Origin of the sequence: Bordetella muralis, assembly GCF_965139205.1 — a bacterium.
Lineage (GTDB): Bacteria > Pseudomonadota > Gammaproteobacteria > Burkholderiales > Burkholderiaceae_B > Bordetella_A > Bordetella_A muralis.
In genome coordinates this window covers 22480-47380 of the sequence record NZ_CBCSIU010000009.1, presented here as the reverse complement: position 1 = coordinate 47380, position 24901 = coordinate 22480, and the positions used below count along the sequence as shown (strand labels likewise).

Below are 24901 nucleotides of genomic sequence, written 5' to 3'. Positions count from 1 at the left end.
CAGGAGCCTGCTTGAACACCGCCACTCATTACCCCGATTCCGTCTTCAAGGCATACGACATCCGGGGCACGGTACCCGATGCATTGAATCCGGCCTTTGCTGTTGCACTGGGCCGCGCGCTGGCCGATCAGGCACGCGCCCAAGGCATTTCCGCGCTGGTGGTCGGCCGCGACGGCCGCCTCAGCAGCGCCGAGCTGTCACAAGCCCTGCAAGACGGCATTCTGGATGGCGGCATCGATACGATCGATATCGGCGAGGTCCCGACTCCGCTGGTGTATTACGCAGCCTACACGCAGAAAACCGGCTCCGGGGTTGCCATTACCGGCAGCCATAACCCGCCGCAATACAACGGGTTCAAAATGATGATGGGCGGCAAGGCGCTCTACGGCCCAGGTGTCCTGGCGCTGCGCGATGCCATGAATACCGCTGCAACGTCCGGGCAAACCGCGCCGGCGAGCCAGCGCGGCACCCGCCGTGAGCTGAATCTGATTGACGAGTACATCCAGCGCATCGTCGGCGACGTCAAACTGGCACGCCCGCTCAAGATCGCCATCGACTGCGGCAACGGCGTTGCCGGCGCCGTGGCGCCACAGCTGTTTCGCGCGCTGGGCTGCGAAGTCACCGAGCTGTTCTGCGAGGTTGACGGCACGTTCCCCAACCACCATCCCGATCCCGCCGACCCGCACAATCTGGAAGACCTGATTCACTGCCTGGCGACGACCGATTGCGAGATTGGCCTGGCGTTCGACGGCGACGGCGACCGTCTGGGCGTGGTCACCAAGTCCGGGCAGATCATTTGGCCTGATCGCCAGTTGATCCTGTTCGCGCGCGACGTGCTGCAACGCTGCCCGGGCGAGACCATCATTTACGACGTCAAGTGCAGCCGCCACGTGGGTCTGGCTGTCGAGGCCGCCGGCGGCAAACCGCTGATGTGGCAGACCGGCCACTCATTGGTCAAAGCCAAACTCGCCGAAACCGGCGCGCCGCTGGCGGGCGAAATGAGCGGCCATATCTTCTTCAAGGAACGTTGGTTCGGTTTCGATGATGGCCTGTACACCGGTGCGCGCCTGCTCGAAATCGTCTCGCGAGAAAGCAACCCCTCGCAGCTCCTCGAAGCCCTGCCGCAAGCCGTCTCCACGCCCGAGCTCAAACTCGAAATGGAAGAAGGCCAGCCATTTGCGCTGATTCAAAAGCTGCAAGCGCAAGGCAAGTTCGACGGTTCCCTGCGCGTGGTCACCATCGATGGCGTGCGTGCAGAATATCCCGATGGTTTCGGCCTGGCGCGTGCGTCGAACACCACGCCGGTCGTCGTGCTGCGATTCGAGGCCGACACGGATGAGGCCCTGACTCGTATCCAGGAGGATTTCCGCAAGCAATTGCAGCAACTCGCCCCTGGTGCGAAATTGCCGTTCTGATTGGGATGGCGGTCAACGCCGAACGAGAGCCTTGACGTCAAGGCTCTCGCAACGCATCCTCGCGGACATCTCGAGTTCAATGCCGCCCGGCTAACGGGCACGCTGATCGAGCAAGGTCTGGTAGATATCCAGATGTTTACGGCACACATCGTCGATATCGAATTCCCGCTCGGCCAACACGCGGCCCGCATGACCCATTTTTTGGCGCAATGCGTCATCGTTGACTAAACGGCCAATCGCTGCGGCCAGCGCTGGCGCATCATGCGAGGGAACGAGCAGCCCCGTCGTATCAGGCTCGATGGCATCACGGCAACCCGGCACATCGGTGGTGACGACCGCACGGCCGCATGCCGCAGCCTCGATCAGCGATTTCGGCAGCCCCTCGCGATATGAAGGCAATACCGCAATATGCGAAGCCGCGTACAACGCGGCGACATCGCTGCGTTCGCCCAGGGCCTCGATAAGGCCTTCTTGCTGCCATGCGTCGACATCGGCTTGCGTGACCGAGGCGGGATTACCAGGGTCGATGCCGCCGGCCAAGCGCATACGCACGTTGACCCCTTCACGGCGCAGGATGCGGGCTGCCTCAACGAACTCCTGCAGTCCCTTGTCCCGCAGCAGACGGGCCACCATCAGTGCCACCACGGGTGGAGGCGGCTCGGCGACAGCGGCATAGTCAGCCAGGTTCACACCGGATCCACGAATCATGACGACTTGCCCATCGCGCACCGCGCCCAGGCCCGCTAGCACGTCGCGATCATTGCCATTCTGAAAAACGATACGGCTGTTGCGGTGGCCGAGCGCCAGGCGATACAACATGGCTACCACCTGCCGTACCAATGCAGCTTTAGCGCCTTTGGCGACAAACACGAAGCCCAGCCCGGAGATCGCCGACACCATGGCAGGCACACCGGCCAGCCGTGCAGCGATGCCGCCGTACAGCACAGGCTTGATCGTCACCAGATGCACCACATCCGGCCGCAAGCGGCGGAATAATTGATACAGCGCCCACACCGTGCGCAGTTCTTGTACGGGATTCTTACCACTGCGCGTCATCGGAATCGCATGATGCGTCAGCCCATGGCCCTGGATGCGCGACACGCTGTCGCCTGCCATGGTGGCCACGTGAACATCGTAACCGGCACGCTGCGCGGCCAGTGCCAATGGCAAACGATGCGAGAGAAAGAACGCGGGATTATTCACCACGAACAGCAAACGAGGTGCGGTCATCTAGCCTCCTGCGCGATGCGGCGCCACACGGCATCGTATGCCGCGACCATGTGGGCCAAGTCGAATTCAGCCAGCACGCGTGCGCGCCCCGGCTCGCCGACAGCCCGACGGCCGCGTGCCGCGATGTCTTGCAATGTCGTAGCGATCCCTTGGGCCAAGGCCTCGGCATTCTCGGGCGGCACGACAGCGGCTGTCTGCCCGACGATGTGGGCCGCATCGCCCACATCCGTGACGACGCAAGGCGTGCCGCAGGCCATGGCCTCGGCGACCACGTTGGGAAAACCTTCTGCGCAACTGGACAGTACGTGCATGTCCAATGCATTCATGACGGCCGGGACGTCATCACTAGGGCCCAACAACAGGACATGATCGCGCAGTCCCAAACGATCTATCAACGCGCCCAGCTCGGCATTGTCTGGCGACATGCCGCGCCCCACCAACGCGCAACGCAACTGAGCCAACGCAGCCGGATCAGCCGTGGTGTCGGGACCAGCCCCTGCGTCCCTCTCGCTGCTGCCATGTCCTTGATCCGCACCCTGTCCGCGATCACGTCTCTGGCGCAGTAGCACGGCCAAAGCCCCCAGCAAATTCGCATGATCCTTCAACGGATCCCAACGCGCCACGCAGCCGATCACAGGAACTTCGTCAGCCAGTTGCCATTGTCCGCGCACGCGCCGGCGAGCCTCAGCATCGGGCTGATAGCGCGATAAATCATAGCCATTGGCAATCACCACGAGGCGATCTGCGCGATAACCATACTGCTCATGACGTACCGCGGCATCGCGTGCAGCGCAAACAATCGCGGCGGGTACGCGACCCGATAGCAACGCGCAGAGCTTCAACACCAATCGGGCCGAGCGGCTGCTGCGTTGCAGATGCGCTCCGGAATTACGAATCCCCCACGCCACGGCACGCACACCGGCCAACCGCGCGGCCACGCCGCCGATCAAGTCCGCGTGATACATCCATGTCTGCACCGCATCCGGCTTTTGCTCGGCCAATAGTTGACGCAATTTCAACACGCCACTCAGGCTGACACGGCCACGCGCCATACCCAGCGTATGCACGGTGACGCCTGCAGCACGCAGGCGCTCTCCATACACACCCTCATCCGTCAACGACACCACCGTGTGATGTACCTGTTGGTCGGGATACGTCACCAAGCGAAACAGGACAGCTTCGGCGCCGCCCTGCCCCAAACCCGTAATCACATGCGTGACGCGCAAAGTCGCAGGCGTATTCACGATCTGCCTCGCACGCTGTCAAACAAGGCATCCCATTGCGCCAATACCGCCGGCAACGCATAGCGATTGCGTACCGACTCGGCGGCACGTTTGCCCAATTCCTGACGCAAGGCCGGGTCGGACAATACGCGGCGCAACCCCTCGCGCAGCTTGTCCCGGTCACCCGCGGGCACCAGCACGGCGTCCTGGCCATCGCGCGTCATCTCTCGCGGACCGCTCGGGCAATCGAACGTCACGCAAGGCAGGCCCAATGCCATCGACTCCAACAACACATTTGGAAAACCCTCTACCGCCGAGCTCAGCACAAACGCCTGTCCCTGAGATAACGCATCCCACGGAGCGTCGGTGCGCCCGCGCAGTTGCACGCGATGCTGCAGGCCCGCTGCATCGATACGCGCCTGCAGATCGTCGCGATCCGCGCCTTCGCCCCAGATACTGAGATCCCAATCGGAAAACTCGTCGGCCAAGTCGGCAAAAACGTCGATCAGTAAATCGAACCGTTTGGCCGGCGCCAGCCGTCCCATCGCCAACAGCTGTTTGCGCGGCGTGACGGCCTGCGTATCCACCAAGGGCGCGTCCAGCAACTCGGGCGGCAAAGGATTGGGGATGACTTTCAATTGCTTGATGCCGGGCACATCACGTGCAAATGGAGCGACCGTATCATCGGCCTGCACCGTCACCATGTCGGCACGAGGATAGAGCCAGCGGCGCGCAATACGCCACACACGGCCCGTCGAGAGTTCCGCGACTGGGTTCGTCCGTTCGCAGACAATCAGTGGAATATCCGACTTGCCCAGCACCTTCGTTGCCAGGATCGCGGCCACATTGACGTTGGTCAGAAAGGACACCACCACATCAGGGGCCTGTTCGCGAATCAATTCCCGCAATGCGCGCAGTCGCCGCCACGCGGTCAATGGGCCGCCGCTGCGCGTGCCGACCCGATCGGCCAGCCAGATCAGATTCACGGCATCGGAAACAGGATAAAAACACGTACCCTTGGAGGAATAAGTGGGCACCAGTGTCACGGTATCACCGCGATCGGTCCAGGCGTTTACTAACGTGGCGGCCACCCGTTCGGCTCCGCCTGCATGCATGGAACTGACCAGCAGCAATATTTTCATCGTGAAGCATCCTTTTCGCCGGCAACGCCGGCGTGATAGCGATCCAACCAGGCCTGCATCATCAGCACGCCCCACAAGCGGCTGCTCCAGTCGCGATGACCGGAGACATGCTCACGCCATTTGTGCAGGATGGGTTCGGGTTCAAACCAGCCCTCCTGGCGCAAGCGCGCCGGGTCCAGCAACGATTCGGCCCAATCTCGCAACGGCCCGCGCAGCCAGCTCGCCAGCGGCACGGCAAATCCGCGCTTGGGACGATCCACCAAAGACTGAGGCACATGGCGGTACAGCACTTGGCGCAACAACCACTTGCCGGTGTCGCCGCGCACCTTGTATTCAAAGGGCAAGCGCCAGGCAAACTCATAAACACGATGGTCCAACAAGGGTACGCGCGTTTCGAGACTGACTGCCATGGCAGCGCGATCGACCTTGACCAGAATGTCATCCGGCATATAGGTCACCGTGTCGAGCTTCATCATTACGTCGAACACGGAGCCGTCCATAGACTGTTCGAACAACGACGGAGGCTCGACCCCTTGCTTGACGACCGAAGTCGGGTCCGACCAATACGAAACGAACGACCGATAAAAATCACCATGCGTGTCGGCGCGTAGCATCTCGCCGAATTTGCCTACTTTACCGCGCCAGGCGCCACGTCCAGGCAATGCCGTGGACGCCCCCATGATGGCGCCCATCGCATGACGCACCGGGCCGGGGAAACGTTCACACTTGCGCCACCAATCCCGCACGCGAAAATACCGTGAGTAACCACCAAACAGCTCGTCGCCACCGTCACCAGACAGCGCCACGGTCACATGCTGGCGCGCCAAGCGCGTCACCAGCGCGGTAGGGATCTGCGAAGAATCTGCAAACGGCTCGTCATACATATCGGCCAACGTCGGCACGACAGCCAGGGCATCGTCGGCCGTGACGTAGAGCTCGGTATGGTCGGTGCCCAGATGCTGCGCCACCGCCTTGGCGTGCTCGGCTTCGTTATATTTTTTCTCGTGGAATCCAATCGCAAATGTACGCACAGGCTGCGAGCTTTGCGCCTGCATCAGTGCGACAATCGTCGACGAATCAATGCCGCCCGACAAGAACGCGCCCAGGCTCACGTCTGACAGCATCTGTCCACCCACCGCCTTGGACAGCACTGCCTCGAGTTCATCGGTGGCCTGTGCATCCGAGGCAAAACTGCTGCGTGTCTGCACACCCTGATCCGCCATCTGCAAGGCAGACCAATAGGCATGATGTGCGGGCACACGCTGCGCGCGCATGTCCGCCTCGGAAATTTCCAGCCACGTTCCGGGTGGCAGCTTGTAGATGCCTTCGTAGATGGATTGCGGCGAAGGAATGTAGTTATGGCGCATCAGCGAAGTAATCGCAGCGCGGCTCAGCTGGCGGCCAAACCCTGGAATCGGCATCAAGCCCTTCAGCTCGGAGGCGAACACCAGATTGGCGCCCGTATAGCCGTAGTACAACGGCTTTTCGCCCATCCGGTCTCGCGCGAGCGTCAACGTGCGGCGCTCACGATCCCACAAGGCAATCGCGTACATGCCCACGGCGGCCTGCAAGGTCGCCTCGACACCCAATGCGGCGAAGCTGGCCAGTACGGTTTCCGTGTCCGAGTGCCCACGCCACTGAGGCGCCTGCCCGGACTGCTCCAGGCGAGCGCGCAACTCCATATGGTTGTAGATCTCGCCGTTGAGCACCAGTACATAACGGCCGCAGGCAGACACCATAGGCTGATGCCCAGCCTCGGTCAGGTCCAGAATGGCCAGACGGACATGCGCCAGCGCCACATCGGCTGCAGGGTCTTCCCAAAAGCCATTGCTGTCAGGACCACGATGCCGAATACGCCGGCAGCTCTCTGCCAGCACCTGCGCCTTGTCCTGCAAGGCTCCCCAGATTCCGACTATTCCACACATGATGGTTTCTTCCGTGCTCGTCCAGACGACTGTTGGGCCGGGCGATCAGCCCTGCCCTCGCACATCGTCGAAAAGTTGTTGCCACAAGCCCAGCACCCGCTGAGCCGAAAATCGTTCACGCGCTTCGATGGCCCGCTGCGCCAAAGCCTGACGGGTCTCGTCATCGTCCATCAACGCCGACAGCGCCGCCGCCATGGCCGCGACATCACCGTTGGGCCGAACCAGTACGCCATCCGTACCGTCACGGACGACCTCGCGCGGCCCGGTATCGCAATCAAAGCAGACCGCAGCCAATCCGCTGGCCAAAGACTCCAGCAAGGTATTGGACAAACCCTCGAAACGAGAGCTCAGAACATAGATGTCCGCACTCGCATACCAGTCGCCCACATTGCCTACCCGCCCTGGCATGCTGACACGCCCCTGCAAACCCGCCGCATCGATCTGGGTCTGCAAGCGTTGGCGTTCGCCACCCTCGCCCAGGATGATCAGATCCCACTGCGGGTACCGATCCGCAATCTGCGCATAGGCCTGTACCAGCAGGTCGAACCCCTTGTCCGGATGCAATCGTCCCACCGCCAACAGACGGCGTCGGCTATCGGCTGCAGGCGGCGCGACGACCGGCTCGGCACGCGACAACGGCCAATGCACCGGATTCGGAATCACTGCGAGCTTGCTGCCCGGTACGTGCTGTTCCAACCAATCCGCCGTGCCACGTGTGAGCGCCACCACGCGGGCGGCCTGCGGGTACGTCCACCGGCGCAAGCGTTGCCATAACCCAGACAACGTCTGCGATGGCGGATGCGTGTGTTCTGTCGCGATGACTTGGCACGGCATACCGCGCGCGGCCATCACCGCCAACACCGACGCCGTCGTCATCATGCCCAGCACGATATCGGGCTGAAACTCTCGCAACACCCGGCGCAAAGCATGCACGCGCCGCACATTCGCCCATATCCCGCGTAAGCCACCGCCCTCGCCTGCCGTGTGCAGGATTTTGCGCTGCACGTGCGGATGCAGCGTGTAGGCATCGTCGCGGGCGTCCGCTTGCGTAACCAGCATGACTTGCCAGCCGGCCTGCGCCCAATGCGCGCTCAAATCGGCAGCGACGCGCTCGGCGCCACCGCCATGCAGCGAGTGGATAAAGATCAGGACACGCGGCTCACGCATCGCGGGCGAATCCATCAAACGGTCTCCTTAGCGGCCGGCGGCTCATGACGCTGTAATGCCACCACGAGATAACACGCAAACGACAAGGCATACATCAGCGCCGTGGCCAACATGATGCCCGATGCCCCCATACGCGGCGCGAGCACGGTGTTCAACACCGCCTTGAGCAGAAAATTGGCGACCGCGATCAGCGCCATGACGCGATATCGATTCTGGCTCGCCAACAGTTGCACCAGAATCAGCACCCCGAAATAAAACGGCAGTTGCAGCAGTCCCCAGCGAAATACCTCGGCTACGGCCTGAGTATTGTCGGCGCTAAATGCACCGCGCTGGTACAACACCGACACGCCCCAAGGCGCCAACACCCACGCAATCGCCACCGCAACGGCGCCAGCCCCGAGCATCAAGACCGACCATTTCAAAGCCATCGTACGCGCCCGCGCGGCATCGCCACGGCTCTGGATATCAGCCAGCACCGGTAACGCCGCCCGCCCGACGGACACGGCGCCGATACCGATCAATAACGATAACAACCGAGCCGCATATCCCAGCGTCGCATTGGCGTTGTCGCCCAGATTGGCGGCTGTGTACTGATCCAGCGGACCAACGAAACTCATCGCGACTTGGCCCACCAGCATGATGCCCGCCGCGCTTACCAGCTCGGGCCAGTGCGATGACTGCATCGTCAGGCGCGGCGTACCCCAAAAACCGTTATCGGCGCGCGCCGCCAGCCAAGCCAGCCACACCGCCTGAATCGCATAGCCGACCAACGTCCCCCACAACAAGGGGCCCACATCGTGCGGTGAGGCCGCGGCCAGCATGACCCATGCCAGCGTAGCGATGGCCGGCACGCTGTCCAGCAAGGTATTGACGTGCCGCTCGTGTGAGCGCAAACGCGCCCCGCTGATGCCTGCCATCAACAAGAACACCGTGACCGGCACAAACGCCAGCAGCAAATCCGTACTCATGCTGGCGACCTGCACGGACAGGCCGCTGCCCAGCCATTGCAATACCCAGGGCCAGGCCAGCGCAGTCGCCACAGCCAATACCAGCCCCAGCATCAGCATCCAGCCTTGGAGCTCGCTGATGAACAGGTCGCGTTCCTTGCCCCCCGTGCGCCTCAGGCGCACGAGCACAGGAATCAATACCACCCCCAGGACGCCGACGATCGTGACCGGCAACCAGTTGGTCATGGTCATCGTGAACTGATAGGCATCTACCGCATCGCTGATGCCATAACGATACGCGACCGCCATTTCCTTGACAGCGCCGGCAGCCTTGCCCAGGATCAAGAAAACTGCCACACGGAACGCAGCCTTGAAGATGCGTTGATGATCCGGATGGATCGCGTTGACTCTGCGAATGAGCGCTTTCAAGAATTCTCCCACTCGCCTATGATTCGTCGCGGTAAAAGCGACCGCACGGCACGCGGGCGGCCCGGCAGAGCGCGCCCGCGGCCTTTGGAATGATCAACCCAGGAATTTGACGTACCAGGGCATCGCGGTTTCCAGGCCACGCAGAATATCGAACGCGGGCTGATAACCCAGCAGTTTGCTTGCCTTGCTGATATCGGCCTGCGAATGCCGTACATCGCCCGCCCGGAAATCCACGTACACCGGCTTTTTGTCGTATTGCACGCCCTCCGTGGCCAAGGTTTTGGCCAGAAAGCCATACAACTGAGTCAGCGTCGTGCGTCCGCTATAGGCCACGTTGTACACCTGATTGATGCCTTCTTCGGGCGCCATTGCAGCCAGCAAATTGGCCTGCACGGCGTTGTCCACAAAGCAGAAATCCCGGCTGGTTTCGCCATCACCGTTGATGTTGACGTCCTCGCCGCCGATCATGGCGGCTGTCCATTTCGGGATGACCGCCGCGTAGGCGCCATCGGGATCCTGGCGCTTGCCGAACACGTTGAAGTAACGCAGGCCCACGCTGCGGAAACCGTACGAGCGCGCAAACACATCCGCATATAACTCGTTGACGTATTTGGTGACTGCGTAGGGCGACAGCGGCTTGCCGATCTGGTCTTCGACCTTGGGCAAGGCCGGATGATCGCCATAGGTCGAGCTGGAGGCGGCGTACACGAAGGTCTTGACCTTGGCATCGCGAGCTGCGACCAGCATGTTCAGCGAACCACTGATGTTGACCGCATTCGTCGTGATCGGATCGTTCAACGAACGAGGCACCGACCCCAGCGCCGCCTGATGCAACACATAGTCCACGCCTTGCGTGGCCTTCTGGCAATCCTCGAGATTGCGGATATCGCCCTCGATAAAGGTAAAGCGCGCCCATTGAGCGGGCTCCACCGAATCGCGCACCTCATCCAGATTGCGCTGATGGCCGGTCGCGAAGTTATCCAACCCCACGACTGTCTGGTCGAGCTTGAGCAGCGCTTCCAGCAAGTTTGATCCGATGAAACCAGCGCAGCCCGTGACCAGCCATTTACGCGGCGTAGCGCGCAACTCGCGCTGAATGCTTTCGTAACGTTCGCTCATACCACCCTCTTTACAGACGCAGGTCGGATTCGTTGGTGGCCAGCACGTACTTCAAGTCGTACAACACATGCTTGGCCTTGCCCAGTTTACGAATCTCGGCAGCGCCCATTTTGACGAATTGTTCATGCGACACCGCCAGGATGATGGCGTCGTATTTGCCCTGTTCCGGTTTGGCGACGGGCGTGATGCCGTATTCGTGCACGGCTTCTTCCGGATCGACCCAGGGATCGTAAACGTCGACATCGACGTTGTATTCCCCCAGCTCGTGCACGATGTCGACCACGCGGGTGTTGCGCAGGTCGGGGCAGTTTTCCTTGAAGGTCAGGCCCATCACCAGTACGCGCGCGCCCTGTACATGGATACGCTCTTTGGTCATGGCCTTGACCAGCTGCGACACTACGTAGCCGCCCATGGAGTCGTTCAGACGACGGCCTGCCAGAATGATTTCCGGGTGGTAGCCGATGGATTGCGCCTTGTGCGTCAGATAGTACGGATCCACGCCGATGCAATGACCGCCCACCAGACCCGGACGGAACGGCAGGAAATTCCATTTGGTGCCGGCAGCCTGCAGTACGGCCTCGGTGTCGATGCCCATCTTGTTAAAGATCAGGGCCAGCTCATTGATCAACGCGATGTTCACGTCACGCTGTGTGTTTTCGATGACCTTGGCGGCCTCGGCCACACGAATGCTGGACGCCTTGTGCGTGCCCGCCGTGATGATTTCGTTATATAGCGCATCGACCAGATCGGCGATTTCGGGCGTGGAACCCGAGGTCACTTTCTTGATCGTGCTGACGCGGTGCGCCTTGTCGCCCGGGTTGATACGCTCGGGGCTATAGCCGGCGTAGAAATCCTCGTTGAATTTCAGGCCCGACACGCGTTCCAGCACCGGCACGCAGTCTTCTTCGGTGGCGCCAGGATAGACGGTGGACTCGTAAATGACGATATCGCCGCGCTTGAGTACCGCACCGATGGTTTCGCTGGCCTTGACCAGCGGTGTCAGATCGGGCTGTTTGTATTCGTCAATAGGCGTAGGCACCGTCACAATGTACACATTGGCCTTGGCCAACTCGGCACGCTCGGCGGTATATGTCAGATGCTTGGCCTCGGCCAACTCGGCGTCATCGACCTCCAGCGTGTGGTCATGACCAGCCTGCAGGGCCTGAATACGCTTGACGTTGATATCAAACCCGATGACCGGACGCTTCTTGCCGAACTCCACGGCCAGCGGCAGCCCGACATAACCGAGGCCGACCACGGCAAGTTTTACCTCATCGATACGCAAGATAGCTCTCCCTTTGCCGCGCTACGATCACGGCATTTTAAATAGGAACGGGGAAAATTGTAACAGTGGCCCTTGACCCGTTGTGGGCCTGTCGCCAGGACATTCACTCAGTGAGTACGTGGCAACAACAGCCACCCCGGACGACGCCACGACACCAGCCGCACGTACAGCCAGATATAGGCTGCCGCAAAGACAGCAAGACTCAAGCTCAGGATCCAGGCGTTGTCCCACCAGATGGTCGCCGGGACCAGGCCTATCAAGGCCAACACCCACATATATGGGGAAGCCAGGGCATTGCACAAGGCCGGTACGGCATGACGGCGCCCGCGGCTGAACGTCACCCGGACCAAGCGGCGAAACACCAACTGGTGCAAGTGCAGCGCATCCGGCTGATCCACCGGCACACCACGCTTGAAACGGCGGCGCCAGATCGAAAAACCGGTTTCGAATACAGGATAAAACAGCACGGCCAAGGCATAAAAAGGCGACACGGACGGATTGCGCACCACCAGGAGCACCGCCAGTTCCGCCAACATAAAGCCCAGGAAATATGCCCCGCCATCGCCCAGAAACACCCGGCCAAACGGGAAATTCCACACCAGAAAGCCCAGCGTGGCCGACGCCAGCGACGCCGCGATCATAAAGATAGGCATATCGCCGACCTGCAGCGCGACCAGCGCGATGGACACGGCCATCAGCGTAGCCACCATACCCGCCAGGCCGTTCATACCATCCACGATATTCAGCGCGTGCGTACAGCCACCGACAGCGAACATCGTGAACACCAGCGAAACGGGCCAGAACGACAGTACCCAATCTACCGGGGCAATACCGACACGGCTGACGCCGCCCAGCAGCCACCACGCAATCGCCGCAGACAGAAAAGCCGCCAGCAGACGTTTACTGGCACCGATATCTTTTGTAATGTCTTCGAGCAGGCCTGCGACAAACACAGGCAGCGCTGCCACAAACAGCGCGGGCCACAGCCAGGTCAGCGTCATATTGCTGGGCCCCAGCACCAACAGGCCCGCCAAAGAGCCTGCCAACACGGCCAAACCACCCACGCGAGGCGTCGCACGCGTGTGCGAGGCCTGCGGCTTGCTCAGGTCGCTATCACCGGTAAATGCACCATGCCAGCGTTCGGAGGCAACAATGAGCCCCCCAACCATGAACGCCGCCACGCAGATATACAACCAAGTCACAAAATCTAACCCCCACGCTGCGCCTTCGGCTTGTTGCCCTCGCAAGAAGGCGTTTTGCCTTGAGCCGGCTCGGCGGCAAAAAAGCAGATTGGGCGGAATGCCCGGAAACACACCATTATCTACAGTGCGTGTAACGCTCTTGTATGTAGGGCATAAACAAGTGCAAGGCACCCCCACAAAACGTAACGGCGCTATGGATATGAGCCTACATTACACACCTAGTTTCAACGGATTGTAATGCTATCCCTACGCCAACCGAGACAAAGAATTACGGGGTGTCTGAACAGGCTCTACAACGAGGGCTCGTCACTCGGGTTCTATCGCCGTCGAGCGTCCTCGAGTCGGCTCCATATCGCAAAGTCGGGTCTATCCGCAAGAATTGGGGACACAACAATTCTGATTAAAAAAAAGCCCGAGATCTTGCGATCTCGGGCTAAATCCACCAAAGGAGGAGGGTGGAGGAGACAACCGGGGCATGTTGGGGTGAACACTGCATCAGGTTCGACCGCTACGCATCGGGGTGATTCACCGCGCCGCTGCGTTTTCAACATCCATGAATGAATATTAGCGCATGGTTTTGTGCGATGCAAGATATTTTTTTAGCTGGGATTTTGATCGCCGTTGAGTGTTGCAAAACCACATCACCTCGCCGGAAAGCCGCACCGCAGCACGCACATGCATCAAACCTGATTTTAGGTAAAAGGGTAAACCCTTGCGGGCTTACCCTATAGTTTTCAACCACTTATACCGAGTGCATTGAGGCATTTCTTATCCATATGAGGATTTTGTTGTGCGACGCACCAAGCGTCTGCCACTACCCTCGCCCCGCCTTCGCGCTTCAAATCCGATAGGCGGTGGTGGTCATCACACGCGACATCGCGCGCATCATTCCCCGTACGGGCATAGGCAGGGACACCCCGCCGGCATCTTCGGCGCTCGCTCGATGCTTTGCCTCGTCGTCTTTCATCTTGCTCACGATCTGGCGCGAACGCTGGTCGGTCGCCGGCAAAGCAGACAAATGGCTGTCGAGATGCTCTTCAACCTGACGTTCGGTCTCGGCCATGAAACCTAGATTACGCGGCGCGCCTGCATAACTGGCCAGCACACCCAACGTAAACGAGCCCGCGTACCAGATCGGGTTGAGCAGGCTGGGACGGCTGCCCAGCTCCTCGAGCCGTTGGGTGCACCAGACGAGGTGGTCGACCTCTTCGACGGCTGCATCGAGGAGCAATTTTTTAATCGGTTCCTCTCGGCAGGCCGCTGCCTGGCCCCGATAGAGCGCCTGCGCACATACCTCGCCGACATGATTGACGCGCATCAAGCCCGCGGCATGACGCTTTTCTTGCTCCGTCAGCGGTGGCTCGGGCTCGGCCGCCTCGGCAGGGTTGGGACGAGACGCCGTCGCCGCCCCCGTCAACACTCGCAATGCCCGGTCAACCTCGCCAAACAAAGCGTCAAGCGGACCTCGCCGGCGTGAAAAAGGGGCGAAATCGGACATTGAGGGTGACACAGACATAAATAGAACTCCTAAGTGGACATCCCCGGCTATGGCCGAGGTTCTCCTCTAGGAATTGTACGGAAATGCATAAAGACATGCCGCGCGCGCCGGCTCGCGGGCTAACCAGTCGCTGCCGTCGGCCAGGTTGAGCGAGAGGCCCTCGAGCAGTCCATCAAAGGGATAAACAGCGCGGCGTTTGACAGTACACAGCGCCGTGTCGGCATGGACGCTATTGAGGAGGAATTGCATCGCACCGGCCATGGACGGAACCCGCAGCAACAACGAGCTCTCATTGTCCAGCCAGCGTTGACCAAACGCTCGGGTCGCCTCCGTGTCGTGACCCCGTAAAAGCGCCGGCGGTGGCGTCGTGATGCAACGTGCCGGCGCGTTGATTTCGAGCAGCCGATAGGTGCGCGGCAGTTGATGAGGATGCGGCACCTCGGCCAAGGCCAGGCGCGCACAAATTGCGGCAGCTGGACTCGCATCCAACAGGATCACCGGTGCACCCGCCACCGCCCAGCGCCCGTCCAGAACTGCCGTACCCGTCAAATTGTCGCTATTGCTCAACCGCCAAAGTGTCGTCAAGGTTGTATGTCTCCTAATACATTGTGGGTATGGCTGCAGCGGGCCGTCCGGCCTGCGCCGCCATATGCCTCGTCGGCGCGCCCACGTCAGAGCCCGCTGCCTTGATCGATCGCGATCAGCCAGCGCTCCAGCAAGGGGGCATCGGCGGCGCAACGGGCCAGTTCCAGGGGCGCACGGCCATGCAGGCGGCTTTTGGGCTGACGCAGCCACGCGCGGGCCGTGTCTCGATTGCCAAAGACCAGTTCTGCCAACCAGACGACGCGCACAGCGCGGTACAGCGACACCACATATTTGCGGGTCATCTCAGCCGGAGGAGCCGGTTCGATCAGGCACGACAGGCTGACTTCGGTCAGATCATCCCGCAGGATCTCGAGCAACACGGGACCCATTGCCGTCGACCGGGGCGAGCTCACATAACCAAGCGATGCCTCGATACGCCGCTGCAACCTGGTGCGCACGTCCAGGCCTGCGTTGTCTTTATTGGACGGTTGCCGCCGTCTCGATGGCTTTGAAAGCCGCGTTGACTTCACTGCCGTCGATACTGACTGTTCCGCCATTAATCAGTCCCTCCAGATAAGCCCGCGCCGCTTGCTGTTGACGCTGGGTGCGCAATGCGATGCGCAGTTGGTCTTGTACCTGCGCGAGCGGCGGCACTTGGGCCATGTGCGCATCTACGACTTTGATGATGTGGACACCACCCGGCATTTGAATGGGATCGCTGACCTCGCCCTCGGACAGGTGCTGCACGACTTCGCGCAGGCCCGGCACCAATTGCTGCAACGTCATTTCACCGCTGTCGCCGCCCTGCTTGGCCGTGGCCGCGTCCTGCGAATATTCGCGCGCGAGGGAGGCAAAATCGGCATTGGCGGCGCGCGCTTGCTTGACCAAGTCGGCTGCCTGTTTGCGAGCCTTTGCTACGGCCTGGTTATCGGTGTACGGGGCGGCCAGGAAGATCTGGCTGACGCGATAGCGCGCAGGCATGGTCAACTGCGACTTGCTCTGATCGTAGGCAGCCTGCAGTTCCTGTTGCGAGGGGTAATCGTCAGGCGGCTGGCTGACCGACTCCAGATACGTGCGCAGCACCACCTGATTGTGGGCCAGCTCCAGCACACGGTGAATTTCCGGACGTTCGGGCCAGCCCTGCAGGGTGGCCTGTTCGATCAACGCTTTTTCGGCCAAACGGCCGCGCAGCCACTGATCCAGCGATGCCCGGTCGGCCTGTAACTGCAGACGCTGCTCGGACGGCAAACCACGCAAGACCGCGTCCATGTCGGCACGCGAAATCGAAATGGTGCCCAGCGTGGCCACGGGTTTGCTGACGTCGATCTTGGATGGCGCGGACTTGCCTGCGCTTTGAGTGACCGGTCCGGAGGCGGCGCCACCCACCGCTCGGACCGGCGTGTTCGGCGCGCCCTGCGATTGCGCGTGCGCATCGCCGCCGTCGCCGCAGCCGCCCAACAATGCCGCGCTCAACCCGAGCACGGCGGCCACACGCAAGATATTGCTTTCGTTCATAAGGACTCTCGGAATGGACACAACACAACTACGCGGCGTCATGCACCGCGGCGGATTGCGCACTGCCCTCTTCTACCGCAACAGCGTGATCCTGCGGAGCAACACTGCCTGCGCCTTGCTGTGATGCCACCGTCTGTTGGGCATACTGGCGCAGGAACAATAGAAACTCCTGCAGCAAGTGGTCCCACAACTCGGTCACGGCACGCACGTGAGACTGGCTGACGCCGCCGGCAACGATGACGTCGAACTCCAACACCAGGAACGAACCGCCCTGCACCGTCAGGCGTGCGAAACGCTTGGCCACGTTCCAGCCAGCGACGAAGTCAGCAGACAGCTCGCCTTGCACGCGCAATGCGCAACTCAGCGTGTAGTCGACAAACTCGCCTGCTTGCGGACCCGGGTTGCCGAAACGGACGGAGAACCCCACCCCCTGGCTGGCGCTGAGCAACTGCACCGAACCGTTCTGTTCGGAACGGTTCACGCGGTAGCCCGCATCTTGCAACAAGTGGGTCAGGCTTTCGGCTGTGACGGTCTGGACGAGAGAAGTGCTGTCGGTCATTGTGTGATCTTTCCATGTAGAAAAAATGAAAACTCAGTCGTTGGTCAGGCGTGACGCGTTGCCGGCTGCAGCAGGCTCCGCCGTTTCTTGATTGGCCGCCTGTTGTTTGCGCGCCAGTGCAGCGGCCGCGTCACGGCTGAACTGGGCCTCGTACAGTTTGTCGCCGTGCGCCTGGGCCTGCTCGTCGAACAACACACGAGCCTGCCCCGCAAAGGGCTGGCGGATTTTCAATATGTCGCCCGTTCCGAATGCTTCGTAGGCCGATAGCAACTCCTTGCCAGCGGCATACATTGCGGCGTTTTTTTTCTCGCACATCGTCAGCAGGCCGTCTCGGTCTTTCAAGGACGCCTCCAGGGTGACGCGCTTGGCCTCGCTGGCGCGCGCCATGCCCAGGAGTTCCTCGTAAGCGCCGCGAAATTTGTCGATCTGCGCATGGCTGGCCGCCACCTGGGCGTGGGCGGCTTCGCGTACGGCCTCCAGTTTGCCGGCTTCGTCTTGCGCGACGCCCAATTGCGTACGAAGTTGCGCGATCTGGGCTCGCAGCTGCTCGTTGTCCTTGTGTGCCGCTTCACGTTGCGCCTCCGCGGTGACCTTGGCGGCCAAGGTTTGGGCGCGCTCGCTCTGCACTTGCTGCAATTGCTGGGTGACGTTGCGCAATTCCGACCGCAGGCGTTCCTCCATGCTCTGCGCGTGGGCGGCCGGCGCGGCCCACACTACCGACAGGGCCAACCACAGCCCCGCCCAAGGAAAACGCAAGCCGCGCCGGGACACGGGCTCTTGGCGTATCGTCGCGTGACGACGAGAAAAATATAAAGTTGTCATGAGTGCCAACCACCTTAGAAGCGCGCGTTGACTTCCGCCTGCAGGACGTCGACGGAGTACGGAGCACCATAGACTTCCTTGGTGCTGGTCCAACGCAGCAGGCCGTAGACGTTCTTGTCAAAGGCGTAACCGCCTCCCAGGAAATAGCCGCGAGCGTTAGTGCCGCCCAAGTGGAAGGTGGAATCGTTGTAGCCGTCAGGCATCGCATCAGGCTGGATGTATTTGTATCCCGCGAACACCATCCAATCGCCTTGGGCACGCAGATCGAGCCCGCGACCGAGCGACGCTTGCAGCATCCAGGCGTTGGGGCCGCTTTCGATCGAATCGTTGTTTGCGCCCGTCCGATTGTTGGCCACGTTGTTGATGCCGCCCGCGCGGCTGACCATTTTGTCTTCGTCGTAGGCCAGGTTACGAACATAGTTGCCGTGCAAACGCAGACCCATGCCGTCGAATATCTGGGTATCCCAGATCAGGTTGACGTCCAGCAAATTGAATTTGGAGGCCAGGCCGACGTATTGATATTGATCGTTGGCAGGATCGGCGGGATTACCCGGCACAGCGGCCATCAGGTCACGCAGCAGGAACACCGTGTTGCCGTGCTGCATGAAAGCGGGCCGCGACCAGTCGGTGTCGCACACGGCCGAGGTCGTCAGGCAGGGCGAGGAACGCTGGCCTTCGATATTATCGAAACGATAATACGCCAACGCACCGGTCAGCGTATTGCGTTTGTCCAATTCCCAACGAGCGCCGATCTGCGCGCCGAACAACCACTTGTTTTCCGTCTCGCCCTCGCTCCAGCTGCTATCACTCCAACTGCCGAAGGTGTTCTCCAGGGCAAACGCACCTAACGAGCCGAATAGTGTCACCGGGCTGTCTTGCAGCGCCTGCTTGAACTGGGCCGAGATGCCGTCGAAGTTCAAATCATCTGAATACAGCATATTGGTGGACACAAAGGGATTGGCCCCGCGCCCTGCCGTGATGCTGGCCCACTGTGCAGGCCGGTAGGTGATATAGGCCTGATCCAGCCAGATATCCTTCTTGTCCATGCCGCCGCCCAGCGTCTGCGTCGTGGACACGGGACTGTCGTCGCTGCCGGTGGCCAACCGGATGCCCGCCATCCATTGATCCGAGATCTGAGCCTTCACACCCAGACGCGCGCGGGCACGCATCATGTTGCGGCGGTCCTTGCGGGTATTCAGGAATGGCATCTCCAACGGATAGTCTTGGCCATTGACGACGACAGGGACAGGACCGTTGCGGTTCCAATCGTTGAAGTCGACGATCGTGTCGCTGTTATACGAGTCGTACAGGCGCGACTCGTAGCGAGCCCGCACATCGCCTTCGACGGTGATGCGAGAAACCCAGTCAGGAAAGGTATTGGGCTGCGCCCAGTTTTCGGCCTTGGCCTGGACCATCACCTCGGCTTTGACCTGGTCGCGAATACTATCGCGCACCGATTCGGGGATATAGGTCACGCGCACGTCGCCCGGCTGAGCCACTGCGGCGCCTGCGGCCCCCACCTGATGTGCCGGGGCGGCCTGGGCCTGCGCTTTTTGCGCCTCGGCTGCTTCCGATTCGGCTTGTTGCACCAGGGCGTCGGCTTGATCCTGTTTCAGTACGCCCTGCTGGACCAATAGACGAATCAGATTGATAGTGGCGTTGGGCGACGCCTGGCTCTGCGCGACGGCCGGGCCCACGCCTACCACCAGCGCGACGGCCAAAGCGCTAGCCAATCGTGTGGATGTGAATTTCATCTGCAAAACTCCGAATCTAAGAATCATGTTCAAGACAGCTCGATCAAGACGGGCGGCGGCCCGTCAACGACGCGCGCACAGGCATGCTGACGGAGGCCGGTGGCCGCTCGTCCAGCGCAGGCACGGCACGCAATGCGGCAATCACTCGCTCGTCCACGTCGGCATCACCACTGGAGCGCCCGATCTCTACGCGCAGAATCTGCCCCGTTGCGTTGAGCCAGATGTTGACGGTCATGCGGAAAGTCAGATTGCGGGTGCGGTCGTCCTCGCGCAGGATTTTCTGCAGGGCGTAGGCCATGTATTGGCTGTACGTCGCATTGCCTGCGCGGCCGCCTCCGGAACCCGCCATGCCGCCGCCTTTTCCTGCGCCGATGTTGAAAGAATCGCTGCCGGCTTGCGCGTCGGCGTCCATCTGCATGGGCTTGGCCAGGTCATCGGAGGGCGACGGCGGCGCTTCTTCCTTGGGCTGCGGCGGTTCGTCCTGAGGCTCGGGTTCGGGCTCGGGTTCAGGCTCTACGACTTCCTCTTTCTGCTCGGGCTCAGGAGGCGGCTGTTCCGGCTCGGGAGGCGGAGGCGGCGGCGGGGGCAGCGGAATAATGGTGGCGACCTTCGGGGCCTCCCGCTTCACGCCGGCCATATCGTTGGCCCATTGCCAGAGGAAATAGCCGAGCACGGCCACCACCGCCACGACCCCTGCGCCTTTGGCGATGCGCACGCGCCGGTCTTTGCCGCGGCCGGCGTCCTGGCGGCCGGTTGGATCAGGAATGTTCGACGACATGTTGCGCGCTCTACGAGGTCGGCTTGCCGGTGACTAGACCAATCTGGGACAGCTCGAGACGGCGCAGCATGTCCAGCACCTCGACGACTTTCTGGTATTGCACGATGGCGTCGCCGCGGACGATGACGGGAAAATCGGGGTTCAGCGCCTTTTCGGTGCGCAATCGATCTTCCAGCTCGGGCAAGGTGACCGGATAAGCGTCCAGGAAAACCTGGCCGTTCTCGTTGATCGAAATGGCTTTCGTCTTGGGCTGCGCCAGCGATACGGTGCTGCTGGCCTTGGGCAGGTTGACTTGAATGCCCGCGACTTGCGCCGTGGCAGTCAGGATGAACATCACCAGCACCACCATCAGCACGTCGACCAACGGCGTGATGTTGATGCTGTCGACCGGTACGCCGTCGTCGTCATCAGGGGTCGAGGACACGGATGCCATGTGCGGTCTCCTTTAGACAACGGCGGCTTCGGGTTTGACCGATGCCGGTGTGCGACGGCCCTGATGGGCAGCCTCGGCAGCCTGGCTTTCGCCCTGCACCTCGGCCAGGCGCGTCACGAACTCGTCTACGAATACGCGCATGTCGGCGCCGACATCTTTGTTGCGCCCCTGCAGACGGTTGTAGCCAAACAGTGCCGGGATCGCGACGAACAGGCCCATGGCAGTCGCCAGCAGCGCGGCAGCCATACCCGGGGCGATCGCGTTGATATTCACGTCACCAGCCATGGCCGTCCCCAGGAACACCACCATGATCCCGAGCACAGTACCCAGTAGCCCGATGTAGGGTCCTCCCGCAATCGCGTTGGACAACACGCCCATGCGACGTCCCAGTGCTTGGGATTCTTTGGTCCGCACGGCATCCATGGAGGCGCGTATGGCTTCGATGGTGGCGCCGGAAATCGAAGTGGTGTCAGCACCTTGCGAACGGCGCACACGCAGTTCGTTGACTGCAACCTCGTACAGGTTCCACAGCGGCGCGTCTTGCATACGGCCTTTCAACGCCGTGTCGTCGATCAACATTTCGAGGCGGTTGCCGACTTTGGCAAAGGCTTCGCGGAATGCCGCATTGCCTTGCTCCACGCGTTTGACCTTGCGGCTCTTGGACACCATGATGACCCAGGATTGCAGCATCATGAAGACCAGCACCGCGATCACGATCCAGGCATCCAGCGGCACGGCGTTCAACAAGTAGCCCAGGCCGCCAAAACCAAAACCGGATTGCTCTTCGTCGGCACCGTAGACGACCAAGCGCGACTCTGCTCCCTGGGACACGGCATCGGCCAGAATCAGCGCAGCGGACCGAGCGGTCTTGGATAAACGGATTTCGTCGATGGCGCCGATGAACGGTGCATAGGTCGCGACCGGGACGGCAGGCGCCGCAGCGCCAGCAGATTCTGACGCGGCTGCGGTCCCCTGGGCTGCGGGGGTGTCGGCAGATGGCGCAGGGTTTGTGGGCGCCGCTACGGCCGGCGTGGTCTGACCTGGAACATCGGCCCCGATGGCGGCGATCGTGTTCAGCGGCGGCAGACTGGCGGCCAGCGTTGCGCTCGCCTGACCATTGACATAGAGCACGACCTGACGGCCATCCGCCGTGACAGCCAAATGTTGCCACGCGGCCGGCGACAAAGGCTGGCCCGGCTGCGTGCGTTGGCCATTGACTTCGACAAAGGGAACACCGTTATCCACGCCGATCAACAACGCGTTGCCGCTATCCCGACGTGCGTAGATCAATTGCGCACCCGCGGCTTGGTCCGAGCGCACCCAGGCGCTGAATGTGAATGCGCCTGCGGCCGGAACGGCCAGCGAGGGGCTGGCTGGCAGCATCAGCGGGGCGCCGCCCACGAACTGCGCCGCACGGCCCGTCACCCCATCGACCATGCCTGCCAGCGCAGTCTGGGCGTGGTTGCTGTAGGCCGTGGCATCACGCGGCGGCGCATCCGACGCACCATTGAAGTGGTACACCAAGGTGTAGTTCGGGTCGAACGCAAGCTGGCCGTTCGAGGTGGCAGGCGCTTTCTGGTTGCCGTAATACATCCAGATGTCCTGGCGCTGCGCGCCGACGACGTCTGGGATATCCACCCACACCAACGCCATGCCCAGCAAGGGATCAAAGCTCTCGATCTGGTAGTTCAGCACCGTCTGATCATCGCTGGTCACAAAGCGCAGGTCGTCGCCTTTCTCGTTCACGCCGTCAAACGCGAAGTTGCCGGTGTGCAAGCGCACCAGTAACGGCATGCGGCCGACGTTTTCATTGATGGCCCCGGCCTGTGCAGTGGTATCAACAGAAATCTGCTTGCGAAAATTCCAGTCGGCCTGCCACCAAGCGTTGGCAGTCAAGGGAAACACACTGGCCATCAAGGCCAGCATGAGGAAAAGTAAGCGTTGCATGGTTGCCGTGCTCCGGTAGTCCGTCATGCGTAAGGGTTAAAAGTTGGCGCGCAGGTTGAAATTCACGCGCGATTCGTTTTTCTTGGTGACATCGCCGTCACGCAGGGCATAGCCCCAGACCAGGCCGCCATGCAGCCAATCGAACAACTGCATACGCGTGCCCAGGCCGACGCTGGCCAAACCGAAAGACCTCTCTTGATCGGGCAGCGGGTCGCGCAGGCGCATAAAGGCCCAGTCGCTAAAGGCGAAGAAACGCCATTCATTCACCTGAGGCCCCAACCAGCGCGACAGCGAAGGAGTCCGCAATTCGAGAGAGGCCATCAGGCCTTCGTCAGCCGAACGTTCGGCTGCCAGATAGCCGCGCACACTGGTGGCGCCTCCGGCCGAAAACTGTTCGTTGGATACCAGCGCACCCGAGGCCAACTGAAAGCCCGTGCGCAAGAAAGCCTGCCAATCGTTGCCGACCGTTTGAGTGTGAGTCAGGTCGCCGCGCAACAGCGCAAAGCTGGGGCTGGCCATATAGCGCTTGTAGTCGAACTCTTCGTCGCTGCTGCTCACGCCGAACGAGGTACGCGTGGCACCGACCACGCTCATGCTGACCGAGCTTTGCGATGTTTCGGTATAGCGGTAGCCGTCGTATGCCAAGGTGAACGGAACGTATTTCAACGGCACCTCGTCGCCGTCCCCGCCATAGATCAGGTTCTCATCGAAGTTCTTGTAGTCCACACCGACGGACAAGGAGTTGTGCCAATTGCCTAATGGCTCCATGGAGTAGGTAGCCATCATGCCGAAGGAGTAACCCTTGCCCAGCACATTGGTGCCGCCAATCGTGGCCACGTTGCTATCGGAGTGATAGCCGGAAAACTGCAGACTCCACTTTCCGGATAAGGGCATGGTGTAGGAACCCGACCACACTTTGGCGTTGGAAGGCTCCTCGGGTGCGGTGAAATAAGTCACCGAGAACGCATGCCCGCGCTGCCACAGATTATCGTGGCCCAGTGTGACCATCGCCCGCAGTTTTTCCGTGTCGGCGCTGTAGTCGTTGTTCAAGCCCACGCTGGCATTCCAGGGGCTTTTGTCTTCTACGCGCAGATCGACGTCCATGGTGCCGGGCATCTTGCCCTCACGCACCAGGGGCATGACCTGGCGGCTGGCCGTACGATTCAAGGCAGTCAACTGCGTTTGCGCTTCGTTGAAATCCGGAACCTCGCCTTCTTTCAAGGCAGGAACCTCATCGCGGATTTCCAGCGGCGAGTAATGTTTGGCTCCCACCACGCGCAGGCGCCCCACCTTGGTTTCGGTCACTTGCAAGATCACCACACCGCCGCTGACCTGCTGTTCAGGCAAGTCGACGTACACAGATTGGTAACCTGATTGGTGATAGACCTCTTGCAAGGCATCGCGAGCCGCCTCGATGTCGGCCATCGTGCGGTCGGGTCCCAGATAAGCGTAAACGGCCTTTTCGATGTCGCGCGCGGTCAATACGGAATTGCCCCGCACGATGTACTCGCTGACGTTCACACGGCGGGCGTCGGCCCGCTGTGAAGCAGCGGCAGCAACGGGTTCGGCGCTATCGGTGCCCACCGATGATTGGGCGTTTACACAGGCATGTATACCTAGCGCCGCGAGAGCCGCGCTAAAGATCCTGAGACAGACGCCGTGGCCTGCGTTGTTCAATTCATGCATAGAACCGCACTCAATCCTGATTAGAATTCGCCGCGAGTCACGGAGCCGCAAGGCATCAGCAACGCGCAGCGGCCGCCTGTGAATCACGAAAAGCCGGTCGATCAAACCGATCACATTTACGAACCGGCAATGACCAGCGTTTACTGATTGCTAGACGAATGACGGACGTGGGGAGTGCTCAATGTCACAAAAACTTCACGGAGAAATTTGTGTGGAGCAGGAAAGAAGCTACGCAGCGGG

The 24901-nt window shown here is 61.1% G+C and carries 21 protein-coding genes; 1 reads left to right on the top strand and 20 read right to left on the bottom strand.

The genetic code is table 11. From position 1 onward, the window contains the following. Window positions 1–11: 11 nt before the first annotated feature. Window positions 12–1415 (top strand): phosphomannomutase/phosphoglucomutase, encoded by a 1404-nt coding sequence (locus ACNA0I_RS14440; RefSeq protein ID WP_415806707.1) that lies wholly within the window; start codon window positions 12–14, stop codon window positions 1413–1415. Window positions 1416–1505: 90 nt separating this feature from the next. Here the strand turns inward: ACNA0I_RS14440 and ACNA0I_RS14435 are convergent, their stop codons facing one another. From ACNA0I_RS14435 to ACNA0I_RS14340, 20 genes are all read right to left on the bottom strand, one after another. After that, window positions 1506–2645: a glycosyltransferase family 4 protein gene (locus ACNA0I_RS14435; protein ID WP_415806706.1), complete on the bottom strand. Its 1140-nt coding sequence runs from the start codon at window positions 2643–2645 to the stop codon at window positions 1506–1508. Next, window positions 2642–3889, bottom strand: coding sequence for a glycosyltransferase family 4 protein (locus ACNA0I_RS14430; RefSeq protein ID WP_415806705.1), 1248 nt, complete (start codon window positions 3887–3889; stop codon window positions 2642–2644). Before ACNA0I_RS14430 ends, ACNA0I_RS14435 begins: the two co-directional genes overlap by 4 nt. Further along, complete coding sequence (locus tag ACNA0I_RS14425) at window positions 3886–5010, bottom strand: glycosyltransferase family 4 protein (protein ID WP_415806704.1); 1125 nt, start codon at window positions 5008–5010, stop codon at window positions 3886–3888. Before ACNA0I_RS14425 ends, ACNA0I_RS14430 begins: the two co-directional genes overlap by 4 nt. Then, window positions 5007–6935 carry an asparagine synthase (glutamine-hydrolyzing) gene (gene asnB / locus ACNA0I_RS14420; protein ID WP_415806703.1) on the bottom strand — a complete coding sequence of 643 codons (1929 nt, stop codon included), beginning with the start codon at window positions 6933–6935 and terminating at the stop codon, window positions 5007–5009. The genes ACNA0I_RS14425 and asnB overlap by 4 nt, the downstream gene beginning before the upstream one ends. A 45-nt stretch (window positions 6936–6980) precedes the next feature. Continuing rightward, the gene (locus ACNA0I_RS14415; protein WP_415806702.1) at window positions 6981–8117 is read right to left on the bottom strand and encodes a glycosyltransferase family 4 protein; all 1137 of its coding nucleotides are present in this window, start codon (window positions 8115–8117) and stop codon (window positions 6981–6983) included. After that, window positions 8117–9478 carry a murein biosynthesis integral membrane protein MurJ gene (murJ, locus tag ACNA0I_RS14410; RefSeq protein WP_415806701.1) on the bottom strand — a complete coding sequence of 454 codons (1362 nt, stop codon included), beginning with the start codon at window positions 9476–9478 and terminating at the stop codon, window positions 8117–8119. Before murJ ends, ACNA0I_RS14415 begins: the two co-directional genes overlap by 1 nt. A gap of 93 nt (window positions 9479–9571) precedes the next feature. After that, window positions 9572–10597, bottom strand: coding sequence for an SDR family oxidoreductase (locus ACNA0I_RS14405; protein ID WP_415806700.1), 1026 nt, complete (start codon window positions 10595–10597; stop codon window positions 9572–9574). A 10-nt stretch (window positions 10598–10607) separates the two neighbouring features. Further along, the gene (gene tviB / locus ACNA0I_RS14400; protein WP_415806699.1) at window positions 10608–11882 is read right to left on the bottom strand and encodes a Vi polysaccharide biosynthesis UDP-N-acetylglucosamine C-6 dehydrogenase TviB; all 1275 of its coding nucleotides are present in this window, start codon (window positions 11880–11882) and stop codon (window positions 10608–10610) included. A 107-nt stretch (window positions 11883–11989) separates the two neighbouring features. Beyond that, window positions 11990–13084, bottom strand: a complete 1095-nt coding sequence (locus ACNA0I_RS14395) for an MraY family glycosyltransferase (RefSeq protein WP_415806873.1) — start codon at window positions 13082–13084, stop codon at window positions 11990–11992. Between the two features lie 838 nt (window positions 13085–13922). Next, complete coding sequence (coq7, locus tag ACNA0I_RS14390; protein WP_415806698.1) at window positions 13923–14600, bottom strand: 2-polyprenyl-3-methyl-6-methoxy-1,4-benzoquinone monooxygenase; 678 nt, start codon at window positions 14598–14600, stop codon at window positions 13923–13925. Between the two features lie 48 nt (window positions 14601–14648). Beyond that, complete coding sequence (locus ACNA0I_RS14385) at window positions 14649–15167, bottom strand: RES family NAD+ phosphorylase (protein ID WP_415806697.1); 519 nt, start codon at window positions 15165–15167, stop codon at window positions 14649–14651. A gap of 86 nt (window positions 15168–15253) precedes the next feature. After that, window positions 15254–15625 (bottom strand): antitoxin Xre/MbcA/ParS toxin-binding domain-containing protein, encoded by a 372-nt coding sequence (locus ACNA0I_RS14380; RefSeq protein ID WP_415806696.1) that lies wholly within the window; start codon window positions 15623–15625, stop codon window positions 15254–15256. Between the two features lie 19 nt (window positions 15626–15644). Next, window positions 15645–16682 carry a peptidylprolyl isomerase gene (locus ACNA0I_RS14375; protein ID WP_415806695.1) on the bottom strand — a complete coding sequence of 346 codons (1038 nt, stop codon included), beginning with the start codon at window positions 16680–16682 and terminating at the stop codon, window positions 15645–15647. Window positions 16683–16710: 28 nt separating this feature from the next. Next, window positions 16711–17241 (bottom strand): YbjN domain-containing protein, encoded by a 531-nt coding sequence (locus tag ACNA0I_RS14370; RefSeq protein WP_415806693.1) that lies wholly within the window; start codon window positions 17239–17241, stop codon window positions 16711–16713. A gap of 33 nt (window positions 17242–17274) precedes the next feature. Further along, a complete protein-coding gene (locus ACNA0I_RS14365; RefSeq protein WP_415806692.1) occupies window positions 17275–18063 on the bottom strand; it encodes a coiled-coil domain-containing protein in 789 nt (262 codons plus the stop codon). A gap of 14 nt (window positions 18064–18077) precedes the next feature. Then, the gene (locus ACNA0I_RS14360) at window positions 18078–19817 is read right to left on the bottom strand and encodes a putative porin (RefSeq protein ID WP_415806691.1); all 1740 of its coding nucleotides are present in this window, start codon (window positions 19815–19817) and stop codon (window positions 18078–18080) included. Between the two features lie 43 nt (window positions 19818–19860). Further along, entirely contained in the window at window positions 19861–20595 is a 735-nt protein-coding gene (locus ACNA0I_RS14355; protein WP_415806690.1) for an energy transducer TonB family protein, read from the bottom strand. 10 nt (window positions 20596–20605) lie between these two features. Beyond that, window positions 20606–21028, bottom strand: coding sequence for an ExbD/TolR family protein (locus ACNA0I_RS14350; protein WP_415806689.1), 423 nt, complete (start codon window positions 21026–21028; stop codon window positions 20606–20608). Between the two features lie 12 nt (window positions 21029–21040). After that, window positions 21041–22975: a DUF2341 domain-containing protein gene (locus ACNA0I_RS14345; protein ID WP_415806688.1), complete on the bottom strand. Its 1935-nt coding sequence runs from the start codon at window positions 22973–22975 to the stop codon at window positions 21041–21043. A 36-nt stretch (window positions 22976–23011) separates the two neighbouring features. Then, window positions 23012–24661 (bottom strand): ShlB/FhaC/HecB family hemolysin secretion/activation protein, encoded by a 1650-nt coding sequence (locus ACNA0I_RS14340; RefSeq protein WP_415806687.1) that lies wholly within the window; start codon window positions 24659–24661, stop codon window positions 23012–23014. Window positions 24662–24901: the final 240 nt, after the last annotated feature.

Bases quoted from the DNA above. Each gene is read 5' to 3' on its own strand.
- ACNA0I_RS14375 (WP_415806695.1), bottom strand. From the start codon at position 16,682: ATGAACGAAAGCAATATCTTGCGTGTGGCCGCCGTGCTCGGGTTGAGC.
- ACNA0I_RS14435 (WP_415806706.1), bottom strand. From the start codon at position 2,645: ATGACCGCACCTCGTTTGCTGTTCGTGGTGAATAATCCCGCGTTCTTT.
- ACNA0I_RS14355 (WP_415806690.1), bottom strand. From the start codon at position 20,595: ATGTCGTCGAACATTCCTGATCCAACCGGCCGCCAGGACGCCGGCCGC.
- asnB (WP_415806703.1), bottom strand. From the start codon at position 6,935: ATGTGTGGAATAGTCGGAATCTGGGGAGCCTTGCAGGACAAGGCGCAG.
- ACNA0I_RS14340 (WP_415806687.1), bottom strand. From the start codon at position 24,661: ATGCATGAATTGAACAACGCAGGCCACGGCGTCTGTCTCAGGATCTTT.
- ACNA0I_RS14365 (WP_415806692.1), bottom strand. From the start codon at position 18,063: ATGACAACTTTATATTTTTCTCGTCGTCACGCGACGATACGCCAAGAG.
- ACNA0I_RS14425 (WP_415806704.1), bottom strand. From the start codon at position 5,010: ATGAAAATATTGCTGCTGGTCAGTTCCATGCATGCAGGCGGAGCCGAA.
- ACNA0I_RS14350 (WP_415806689.1), bottom strand. From the start codon at position 21,028: ATGGCATCCGTGTCCTCGACCCCTGATGACGACGACGGCGTACCGGTC.
- ACNA0I_RS14360 (WP_415806691.1), bottom strand. From the start codon at position 19,817: ATGAAATTCACATCCACACGATTGGCTAGCGCTTTGGCCGTCGCGCTG.
- ACNA0I_RS14415 (WP_415806702.1), bottom strand. From the start codon at position 8,117: ATGGATTCGCCCGCGATGCGTGAGCCGCGTGTCCTGATCTTTATCCAC.
- ACNA0I_RS14345 (WP_415806688.1), bottom strand. From the start codon at position 22,975: ATGCAACGCTTACTTTTCCTCATGCTGGCCTTGATGGCCAGTGTGTTT.
- ACNA0I_RS14405 (WP_415806700.1), bottom strand. From the start codon at position 10,597: ATGAGCGAACGTTACGAAAGCATTCAGCGCGAGTTGCGCGCTACGCCG.
- coq7 (WP_415806698.1), bottom strand. From the start codon at position 14,600: ATGTCTGTGTCACCCTCAATGTCCGATTTCGCCCCTTTTTCACGCCGG.
- ACNA0I_RS14370 (WP_415806693.1), bottom strand. From the start codon at position 17,241: ATGACCGACAGCACTTCTCTCGTCCAGACCGTCACAGCCGAAAGCCTG.